This is a genomic window from Jatrophihabitans sp. (genome assembly GCF_036389215.1).
Taxonomy (GTDB): domain Bacteria; phylum Actinomycetota; class Actinomycetes; order Mycobacteriales; family Jatrophihabitantaceae; genus Jatrophihabitans_A.
This window is the reverse complement of record NZ_DASVQG010000368.1, coordinates 21,145-28,867: the sequence shown is the minus strand read 5'-3', so window position 1 is coordinate 28,867 and position 7,723 is coordinate 21,145. Positions and strand designations below refer to the sequence as shown.

At 69.7% G+C, this 7,723-nt stretch carries 5 protein-coding genes; all 5 read right to left on the bottom strand.

All coding sequences use genetic code 11. From position 1 onward, the window contains the following. Positions 1 to 225: 225 nt before the first annotated feature. The 5 genes from VF542_RS21365 to treS all read right to left on the bottom strand — a co-directional run bounded on the left by VF542_RS21365 (position 226) and on the right by treS (position 7,713). Positions 226 to 1,023 (bottom strand): ABC transporter ATP-binding protein, encoded by a 798-nt coding sequence (locus VF542_RS21365; protein WP_408653721.1) that lies wholly within the window; start codon positions 1,021 to 1,023, stop codon positions 226 to 228. Continuing rightward, entirely contained in the window at positions 1,020 to 1,598 is a 579-nt protein-coding gene (locus VF542_RS21360; protein WP_408653720.1) for a PadR family transcriptional regulator, read from the bottom strand. Before VF542_RS21360 ends, VF542_RS21365 begins: the two co-directional genes overlap by 4 nt. Positions 1,599 to 1,727: 129 nt before the next feature. Continuing rightward, on the bottom strand, positions 1,728 to 4,088 hold the full coding sequence (gene glgB / locus VF542_RS21355) for a 1,4-alpha-glucan branching protein GlgB (RefSeq protein WP_408653722.1): 2,361 nt from the start codon (positions 4,086 to 4,088) through the stop codon (positions 1,728 to 1,730). A gap of 404 nt (positions 4,089 to 4,492) precedes the next feature. Further along, complete coding sequence (locus VF542_RS21350; protein WP_408653719.1) at positions 4,493 to 5,872, bottom strand: maltokinase N-terminal cap-like domain-containing protein; 1,380 nt, start codon at positions 5,870 to 5,872, stop codon at positions 4,493 to 4,495. Continuing rightward, complete coding sequence (gene treS / locus VF542_RS21345) at positions 5,869 to 7,713, bottom strand: maltose alpha-D-glucosyltransferase (protein ID WP_408653718.1); 1,845 nt, start codon at positions 7,711 to 7,713, stop codon at positions 5,869 to 5,871. The genes VF542_RS21350 and treS overlap by 4 nt, the downstream gene beginning before the upstream one ends. Positions 7,714 to 7,723: the final 10 nt, after the last annotated feature.

The following is a 7,723-nucleotide window of genomic DNA, read 5'->3' as shown; positions in this document are numbered from 1 at the left end:
AGGACGCTGCGCAACCGGTTACGCCGTACCTGACGGCGGGCCATTCGCAGCAGCGCCACCCACCTCGGGGCGCCCGGTATCGGTGCGCTCATCGCCCGAGCCCGTTCATCGGCTCGCCGCCCGTTCATCGCGCGAGCCCGTTCATCGGTTCGCCCGTTCATCGGCTCGCCGCCCGTTCATCGCGCGAGCCCGTTCATCGCGAGCCCGTTCATCGCGCGAGCCCGTTCATCGGCTCGCCGCCCGCAGCAGTGAGTCCGGGGTCGGGGCGGCCTCGGTCTGATCGATCACGGCGCCGTCGCGCAGGAACACCACCCGGTCCGCCCAGCCGGCGTGCCTGGCGTCGTGGGTGACCAGCAGCCCGGCCGCGCCCGCGTCGCAGCGGCCCCGCAGCAACCGCAACACGTCCTCGCCGGTCTGGGAGTCCAGCGCTCCGGTGGGCTCGTCGGCGAGGATCAGGCGGCGGTCCCCGATCAGCGCCCGGACGATGGCTACCCGCTGCTGCTGGCCGCCGGACAGCTCGTCCGGAAAGCGGTCGGCAAGTCCGGCCAGGCCCACCTCGTCGAGGGCGGCGCGGGCCTCGGCGCGGGCGTGCCGGGTGGGGATGCCGTCGAGCTCGCGCGGCAGCATGACGTTCTCCGCCGCTGTCAGCGACGGGATCAGGTTCAGCTGCTGGAAGACGTAGCCGATGGACCGGCGCCGCAGTGCCGCCAGCTGCTTCGGGCTCTTGCTCCCCAGGCTGTCGCCGTTCACCAGCACCTCGCCGGAACTGGCGGAGTCCAAGCCGCCTGCGAGGCTCAGCAGGCTGGACTTGCCGGAGCCGGACGGCCCCATGATCGCCACCAGTTCGCCGGCCATGACGCTGAGGTTGATGCCGGCCAGTGCGTGCACGGCAAGCTCGCCGCTGCCATAGGTGCGGACCACGTCGCGCAGCACCAGGACCGGGCCGCCGCCGGAGCCGGCCTGGTGACCGATCTCCTCGAACGTGCCGGCCGGCTTGCCGGGCCTTTCCCGCCGGCCGCTCATCGACGGCTGCCTGACCGTTCGGCGGGGGCGCTGGGCACCTGGCTTGCCGGCCGGGGACCGGACCGGAGGGCAGCCGCCCGGGCCAGCTTGGCCTCGCAATGATCCAGCCAGCGGACCTCGGCCTCGGCGGCGAAGATCAGCGAATCGGCCACCAGCTGCCAGGCCAGGTCGGTGCCGGCCCGCTCCCTGGCGCGGGTGTAGTCCTGCAGGGCCTTCATGGTGGCCCGGCGCTGGATCTGCACCACCTCGGCGACATCCAGGCCGGGGGTGCCGGCGGCGAAGGCGAGCTTGATGGTCACCTCGTTGCGGGCCGGCTCGCCGGCCACCGGGGTGGCGAACCACGCGGCCACCTCGTCGTGGCCTGCCTCGGTGATCGCGTACAGCCGCTGGGACTCGTCGCCGCCTTCGGCCGGGACGACCAGGCCGTCGCGTTCCAGCCGGGCCAGCGTGGAGTACACCTGCCCGATGTTCAACGGCCAGGTGGCGCCGGTGGAGGCCTCGAACTCGGTGCGCAACTGGTAACCGTGCATCGGGCCGCGGTCCAGCAGGGTCAGCAGCGCGTGCTTCACCGACATGGGCGTCTCCTTCGTCTGAATACCGGGTATGCATACTCGGTATTCAGGCCAAGGTCAAGCAACTACGCCGAATCGGTGCCGACCGGTCGGGACGGTTCGGGGACGCGGGTGCCTCATCGCGCCTACCTGCTAAGCACTACCGCCGAGTGGCTGGGCACTACCGCCGCCAGACTCCTTAGCGCCGCCAGATTGCTTAGCACCGCCGGCAGGCTGTTCCGTACCGCCGCCGGCAGACTGCTCAGCACCGGCCGCGGGCTCGCCGCCGGCAACTTCGTCGACACCCTGACCCTCGGGCTCGGCGTGGTAGCGCAGCCACAGCGCGCCCAGCGGCGGCACCCGGACGATCGCCGAGGTGGGCTGGCCGTGCCAGCTCCCGCCTTCGGCGGTGACCGAACCGAGGTTTCCCACTCCGGAGCCGCCGTAGATCTCGGCGTCGGTATTGAGCACCTCGTCCCAGCGGCCGGCCTTGGGCAGCCCCAGCCGGTAGTGCTCGTGCGGCACCGGCGAGAAGTTCGCCACGCATGCCAGCGCCGAGCCGTCGTCGCCCCAGCGCAGGAACGAGAACACGTTGCCGGTGGCGTCGTTGGCATCGATCCAGTTGAAGCCCTGGGGCAGGGTGTCCTGGGACCACAACGCCCGGTCACCGCGGTACTGCCGGTTCAGGTCGGCGACCACCCTGCGCACGCCGGCATGGTCGGCGCCGTCGAGCAGCCACCAGTCCAGCGCGCGTCCCTCGCTCCACTCACCGCCCTGGGCGAACTCCGAACCCTGGAAGATCAACTGCTTGCCCGGATGTGCCCACATGAAGGCGTAGAGCGCCCGCAAGGTCGCCATCTGCTGCCAGCGGTCACCGGAGATCTTGTTCAACAGCGAGCCCTTGCCGTGCACCACCTCGTCGTGGCTGAACGGCAGCACGTAGTTCTCGGAGTAGGCATAGACCATCGAGAACGTCATCTCGTGGTGGTGGTACTGCCGGTGGATCGGCTGGTGCTCGATGTAGCCGAGCGTGTCGTGCATCCAGCCCATGTTCCACTTGAAGCCGAAACCGAGCCCGCCGAGGTGCGTCGGGCGGGTCACCCCCGGCCAGGACGTCGACTCCTCGGCCACCGTGATCACCCCGGGCACCCGCTTGTAGACGGTGGCGTTCATCTCCTGGAGGAACGCGACCGCTTCGAGGTTCTCCCGGCCGCCGTGAATGTTGGGCAACCACTCGCCCGCCTTGCGGGAGTAGTCCAGGTAGAGCATCGAGGCCACCGCATCCACCCGCAGGCCGTCGATGTGGAATTCCTCCAGCCAGTACAGGGCATTGGCGACCAGGAAGTTGCGAACCTCGCTGCGCCCGAAGTTGAAGATGTAGGTGCCCCAGTCCGGCTGCTCGCCCCGGCGCGGATCGGCGTGCTCGTACAGTGCGGTGCCGTCGAAGCGGGCCAGCGCCCAGGCATCCTTCGGAAAGTGCGCGGGCACCCAGTCCACGATGACGCCGATGCCGGCCTGGTGCAGCGCGTCGATCAGGTACCGGAAGTCGTCCGGAGTGCCGAACCGCGAGGTCGGGGCGAAGTAGGAGGTGACCTGGTAGCCCCAGGAGCCGCCGAAGGGATGCTCGGCCACCGGCAGGAACTCGACGTGGGTGAAGCCGGTGTCGCGCACGTAGTCGACCAGCTGGGTCGCCAGCTCCCGGTAGGTCAGCCCCAGCCGCCACGAGCCCAGGTGCACCTCGTAGATCGACATCGGCGCGGCATGCCAGGCGGTCCGCTCCCGGTTCGCCAGCCAGTCGCTGTCGCCCCAGGCGTACTCGGAGGTGAACACCACCGAGGCGGTCGCCGGCGGCACCTCGGTGGCGAAGGCCATCGGGTCGGCCTTGTCACGCCATTGGCCGTCGGCACCGAGGACCTGGAACTTGTACCGGCAGCCGTCGCCGACGCCGGGCACGAAGAGCTCCCAGATCCCCTGGCCCATCACCCGCATCTGGTACGCCCGGCCGGACCAGTAGTCGAAGTCGCCGACGACTCGGACGGCCCGGGCGTTGGGCGCCCAGACCGCGAACGAGGTTCCGGTGACCGGACCGGACGGGGTGTCGTAGGTTCGGACATGGGCGCCCAGCACGTCCCACAACTGCTCGTGCCGGCCCTCACCGAGCAGGTACAGATCGAGTTCGCCGAGCGTGGGCAGCCACCGGTACGGGTCGTCGACGATGATCTTCTGGTCGCTGTAGCTGACCTCGAGCCGGTAGTCGGAGGGCCCGACGTCGATCACGGCGCCGAAGATACCGCCGGGGTGCAACTGCTCAAGCGGGTAGCGCTCGCCCTTGATGACCGCGCTGACCGCGCTGGCCTCCGGGCGCAGGGTCCGGATGGCGGTCTTGCCCGCACCGGCCGGGTGGGCGCCGAGGATCGAGTGCGGGCCCGAATGACTACCGGCGGCCAGCCGGTCCAGATCTTGCGGGCTCGGCGGCGGCTTGGGCTGCTCCTGCGGCTCAGGGGCGGTGCCCAGCACCTCCGCGGGGCTCGGCTCGGCAGGCGGTGCCGGGTCGGCCAGCGGTGTGTCGACCGCGTTCGGTGCCGTCGGCCCGGATGCCCGCGCCGCGGTCGGCCCGCCGGCGGTTGTGGCAGCGTCGAGCTCCCTCGCGGCGCTCGGCACCTCGGCGCTCGGCACCTCAGCGCTCGGCACCTCAGCGCTCGGCACCTCGGCGCTCGGCACCTCGGCGCTCGGCACCTCGGCGGCGGCCGGGACGTCGGCCGAGGTCACGGCAATCGTCACCTCGGGAGCAGCGGCAATGTCGGCTGGGGCCTCGGCCGCGGCCGAAGTCTCGGAACCGACCGGAGGCTCGGGGCCGGCACCCGGCTCGGGAGCCGCCGCCGGCTTCTTGTCCGAGCTGCTGGGGTCCTGCCTTTTACTCATGGGTTTCCTGCCAATCGGTGCAGGGAGGCAAGGGGTATCGGAAGCCAGTTGGGCCGGTTGCGGGCCTCGTACACCGACTCGTAGACAGCCTTGTCGGCCTCGAAGGCGCGCAGCAGCACGGCTGCTTCCTTGGGATCCTGACCGCCGCCCTCGGCGTAACCGGCGCAGAACGCGGCGCGGTTGCGCTCGGCCCACTCGGCGGCGCGGAATTCCGACTGCGGTGTGCTGCCCATGTCGATCAGCTGGTGCCTGGCCGCGTAGTCGAAGCTGCGCAGCATCCCCGCGACATCGCGGATCGGGGAGTCGTGGGCCTGCCGGTCGCTGATGGACTTGGCGGGCTCGCCCTCGAAGTCCAGGATCACCCAGCGGTGCGCCGTCCGCAGTACCTGGCCCAGGTGCAGGTCACCGTGCACCCGCTGTGCCAGCACCTGCCCGGGTAGCTCGCTGAAGTCGGTGTAGGCCTCCCGCAAGCCGTCGGCCACCTCGGCGAGCTCAGGCACCTCGATCAGCGCCGCGGTCAGCCGGGCGTTCATGGCGGCGGTCCGGTCGGCGAGCTCGGCCTTGTCCAGCACGTTGGTGCCGAACGCCTCCTCGAGGTCGGCGTGCACCTCGGCGGTCGAGACACCGAGCCGGTAGGCCTCGGCCGCGAAGTCACCGCCGGCCTCCGCGGCATGCAGGTCGGCCTCGGCCATCAGGTCACGCACACTGCTGGTGGCAAGCTGCCAGCCGTCCGAGGCGGTCGTCATGAACTCCTGCAGCATCGCCAGGCTCCAGGTCTGGGAGTCCAGCTCGGCACTCACGTAACCCAGCAGCTTGGCCACGTGCCGGCCACCGAGCTTGCCCAGCGCGGCGTGGATCTCGATATCGGGATTCAAGCCCGCTTCCAGCCGCCGGAACACCTTGAGGATGGCGTCGTCGCCGAAGACCAGCGAGGTGTTGGACTGCTCCGCGGTCAGGGCGAGGCTGGGGCCGCACGCCGGGAGTTCGGCCAGCTCGACGGTCCGCAGGAAGCTCACCCCGTCCACCGTGCTCTCGTAGGCGATCCCCCGCAGCCACAGGCCGGTGACCTCCTTGTCGTGCAGGGCGTCATACAGCTCGATCGGTGGCCCGCCGTCGGCGTCGGGCACCGAGCCGACGAAGGCGTGACTCAACTGCTCGACGGCCTCGGTACGCATCACCAGGGGTACCTGGTAGTGCTCCATCCCCTCGGCGTAACTGACATCGGCCAGCCAGATCTGCACCAGGTACGGCTGCTCGGCGAGGGTGGCCAGCAGCCTGGCCTGCACCGTCGACTTTCTGGACTTGCCCGCGAACCAGCGCTGATGCCCCAGCCAGTCACGCAGTACCCGGCTCACCTCGGTGGTCTCGACCTTCATCGGACTGCCCCCTCCTGGTCCGGGCCGGCCGGCTCGGTGCCGCCCTCGTGGCTCGCGGTCGCCGCCCGTTGCGCCCGCTCCGCCCGTTCCCGTTCAAAGACGCTCTCCGGCCAGTCCGCGATCAGCGAACCCTCCGGCGCGGGCAAGCCGCTTCGGGCGGCCTGCCCGTGTACCGGGATGCGCAGCCAGTAGAAGCCGTGCCCGGCCACCGTCAGCAGGTAGGGCAACTCGCCGATCGCCGGGAAGTGGCTGCCGCCGGTCATCTCGATCGGCTCCACGCCCTGCCAGGCCCGCAGGTCCAGCTCCACTGCCTGCGGGAACCGGGAGAGGTTGTTCACGCACAGCACCACGTCGTCGCCGAAGGCCCGTACGAAGGACAGCACGCACGGGTTGGACCCGCCGAGGTCGGTGAAGGTACCCAGCCCGAATGCCGGATTGGCCTTGCGCAGCCCGATCATCCGCCGGGTCCAGTGCAGCAGCGAGGAGGTGTTGCGGGTCTGGGATTCGACGTTGGTGACCTGGTAGCCGTAGATCGAGTCCAGGTTGACCGGCAGGTACAGCCGGCCCGGATCGCAGCTGGAGAAGCCGGCGTTGCGGTCCGGCGTCCACTGCATGGGGGTGCGCACCCCGTCCCGGTCACCGAGCCAGATGTTGTCGCCCATCCCGATCTCGTCGCCGTAGTACAGCACCGGGGAGCCGGGCAGCGACAGCAGCAGCGCGGTGAACAGCTCGATCCGGTTCAGGTCGTTGTCCAGCAGCGGGGCCAGCCGCCGGCGGATGCCGATGTTGGCCTTCATCCGCGGGTCCTGTGCGTACTCGTTCCACATGTAGTCGCGTTCCTCGTCGGTGACCATCTCCAGGGTCAGCTCGTCGTGGTTGCGCAGGAAGATTCCCCACTGGCACTTCTCCGGGATCGGAGGCGTCTGGGCGAGGATCTCGGAGATGGGGTAGCGGCTCTCGCGGCGCACCGCCATGAAGATCCGGGGCATCACCGGGAAGTGGAACGCCATGTGGCACTCGTCGCCGCCGACGGAGTAGTCGCCGAAGTACTCCACCACGTCATCGGGCCACTGGTTGGCCTCGCACAGCAGCACCCGGTCGGGGTAGTTGGCGTCGACCTCCTTGCGGACCCGCTTGAGCAACTCGTGCGTCTCGGGCAGGTTCTCCCCGTTGGTGCCGTCCCGGACGAACAGGTAGGGCACCGCGTCGAGGCGGAAGCCGTCGATGCCCAGGTCCAGCCAGAACCGCAGCGCGTCCATGATCGCGTCGACCACGCCGGGGCAGTCGAAGTTGAGGTCCGGCTGGTGGGAGAAGAACCGGTGCCAGAAGTACTGCTTGCGCACCGGGTCGAAGGTCCAGTTGGACGGCTCGGTGTCGACGAAGATGATCCGGGCTTCGGAGTAGCGGGTGTCGTCGTCGGCCCAGACGTAGAAATCTCCGTACGGGCCGTCGGGGTTGTGGCGCGACTCCTGGAACCACGGGTGCTGATCGGAGGTGTGGTTCATGACGAAGTCGATGATCACCCGGATGCCGCGGTCGTGAGCGGCGTTGAGGAAGTCGCGGAAGTCCTCGATCGTCCCGAACTCGGGCAGCACGTCGGTGTAGTCGGCGACGTCATAGCCGCCGTCGCGCAGCGGCGAGGGAAAGAACGGCGGCAGCCAGAGGCAGTCGACGCCGAGCCATTTCAGGTAGTCGAGCTTGCCGGTGAGCCCCTTGAGGTCGCCGGTGCCGTCCCCGTTGGAGTCGGCGAAGCCCCGCACCAGGACCTCATAGAACACCGCTCGCTTGAACCATTCCGGGTCCGGCACGTCGGAGACGGGGTGGTTTTGCTCGGTTTCCATGCCGACGCTC